3 protein-coding genes are annotated in these 2019 nt (G+C 72.6%); all 3 read left to right on the top strand.

The annotated features are described in order from the left end of the window. Positions 1-244, top strand: a 244-nt coding sequence (locus tag ACY0I8_RS17960) for a chemotaxis protein CheX (RefSeq protein WP_461395838.1), incomplete at its 5' end; no start/stop codon positions are given. Positions 245-333: 89 nt separating this feature from the next. Beyond that, on the top strand, positions 334-1176 hold the full coding sequence (gene fliK, locus ACY0I8_RS17955; RefSeq protein WP_461395837.1) for a flagellar hook-length control protein FliK: 843 nt from the start codon (positions 334-336) through the stop codon (positions 1174-1176). After that, positions 1173-1442 (top strand): EscU/YscU/HrcU family type III secretion system export apparatus switch protein, encoded by a 270-nt coding sequence (locus tag ACY0I8_RS17950; protein ID WP_461395836.1) that lies wholly within the window; start codon positions 1173-1175, stop codon positions 1440-1442. The genes fliK and ACY0I8_RS17950 overlap by 4 nt, the downstream gene beginning before the upstream one ends. Positions 1443-2019 lie beyond the last annotated feature (577 nt).

Raw genomic sequence — 2019 nt, 5'->3', positions numbered from 1 at the left:
GTGCGGCATGGCTGGTGCAAATCGTGCCCGGGACGGGGTGGGCGAGCTCGCGAACATCGTGGCGGGGGGCGCAAAGCGCGTGCTGGCCGACGAGGGCTACGACCTCAAGATCTCGATCCCCACCGTGGTGGTGGGCAAGGACCACGTGGTCAGCCGGCCCCGCGGGGTCCCGTGCATCGTCATCCCGTTTGAAACCCAGGGGGGGCCGTTCCAGGTGGAGCTGTGCCTCCGGTTGGAGGGGTAGGCGCGCCCCCGCCGCCGGCGGGGCCGGGACCGTCCGGGCCTCTCGGACCGGCCCTCGGCGCGGTCGTCGAGGTCGAGATTCTGGAGGTCTTGGAGCCCGGGGTGGGCCGGGTGGCGCTCGGGCGCTGGACCGGGGACGCCCGGTTCCCCGAGCACCTCACGGCCGGGGCCCGGTTCCCGGCCCGGGTGGCGTCCCTGGGCCCCCCCACCGTGCTCCAACCCCTCCCAGCCCCCGAGGCAAACCCCGCGCGGCTTCTCCCGCCGCCGGCCCAACCCCTGGCCCAGGCGGTCGAGGCGATCCTTTCGGCCGGGGACTCGGATCCGGCCGCCCAACCCCTGGCCCGGCTTCTCTCCCTTCCCCAGGATCCCGAGGCCCTGGCTCCGGCGCTCGCCCGCTGGGTCCGGGCCAGTGGGGTGTTCCACGAGGCCGATCTCGCCCGGGGGGAGGCGTACGGCGACGTCAAGACCCTGGCCCAGAGGCTCCTGCAGCGGTTGCCCGAGGGACCCTTGCGGGACGCGGCCGAGGCGCTGGTGCGTCACGTGGAAGCCCACCAGGCCCGGTCCCTCGCGGCGGGGGAGCCGGTGGTACCCCTGGTGCTCCCGTGGCCGCAGGGGCCGGTGCAGGGCGAGATCCGGCTGGAACCCGACGAAACCTCGGGCCGGCCGGGTCGGCCGACGCGGTACCGGGCCGTTCGCATCCGGCTGGATCTGCCCCACCTCGGCCGGGTGGAGGCCCGGGTGGCCTGGGTCCCCGAAGGGGTGAGGATCTCCCTCGGGGCCTCGCCCGAGGTCCTGCCGCTTTTGCGCCGGGAGCTCGCGGCCCTGCGGTCGGCGCTCGCCGAGGGGGCCGGGGTCCGCCTCCTGGGTTTGGGGGTGGAGGCCCTGCGGCCCTCGGCCGAGCCGGAGGCCTGCCTCTGGGAGGTCAGGGCATGACCCCCCGGAAGAAGGCGGCGAGCCTCCGGTACCGCCCCGAAACGGACCGGGCCCCCCGGGTCACCGCCTCGGGGCGGGGCAAGGTGGCCGAGCGCATCGTCGAGGTGGCCCGGGAGGCGGGCGTTCCCATCCGCCACGACCCGGCCCTGGCCGAGGTGCTCTCCCACCTGGATCCGGGCGAGGAGATCCCTCCCGACACCTACCGGGCCGTGGCCGAGATTTTGGCGTTCCTCTACCGCCTCGACGGCCGCGCGGCCAAGGGATGAGGCCCCCCGGGGCCGAGCCTCCCAGGTAACTTCGGCTGGGCGGCTGGGCTGCTCGGCAGCTAGGCGGCTAAGAACACTTGGGATCCGGCGTCATCGCGCCGGCCAACCCGTGGGAGCGGCTGCCGTAGCAGGGGCCAGAATCCAGAGGTCAGATGTCAGAGCACCCCCGTCCTCTGTCGTCCGTCTTCTGGCACCTGGCACGGTCGTCGGTCCGTTGATTCAGACTCCGGCGGTGCTGCCCTGTGTGGCAGGGACCGAAACGTTATGGTTCTTGCGGACAGGCAGATCTGAGGCCGACCGGAGAGTTCCCGCTTTATAGCCTTCTATTACTCCGGCGGCTAAAGAGACACGGTCGGGGGCATGGGGCCTGCTGGAGCGCCGGGCGTGGCTCCTACAGTCGCTGCATCCGGTACTCAGCCAACGACTGGGACTCTTCCGGTCAATCGGATCGACAAATACGCCTAGAATTCCTGAGCGGTTCCGCCCATCCGGCTGAGTGCCGGATGCAGCGTAAGCCGGATGCCGCACTCACGCACGGCCGGAAGCAGGCCCCATGCCCTCGCGAGCTCCTTGCGCG

It is taken from the genome of Deferrisoma sp., from assembly GCF_054681715.1.
Note: the sequence above shows the minus strand (reverse complement) of the source record. Positions and strands in the feature narration are given on the sequence as shown.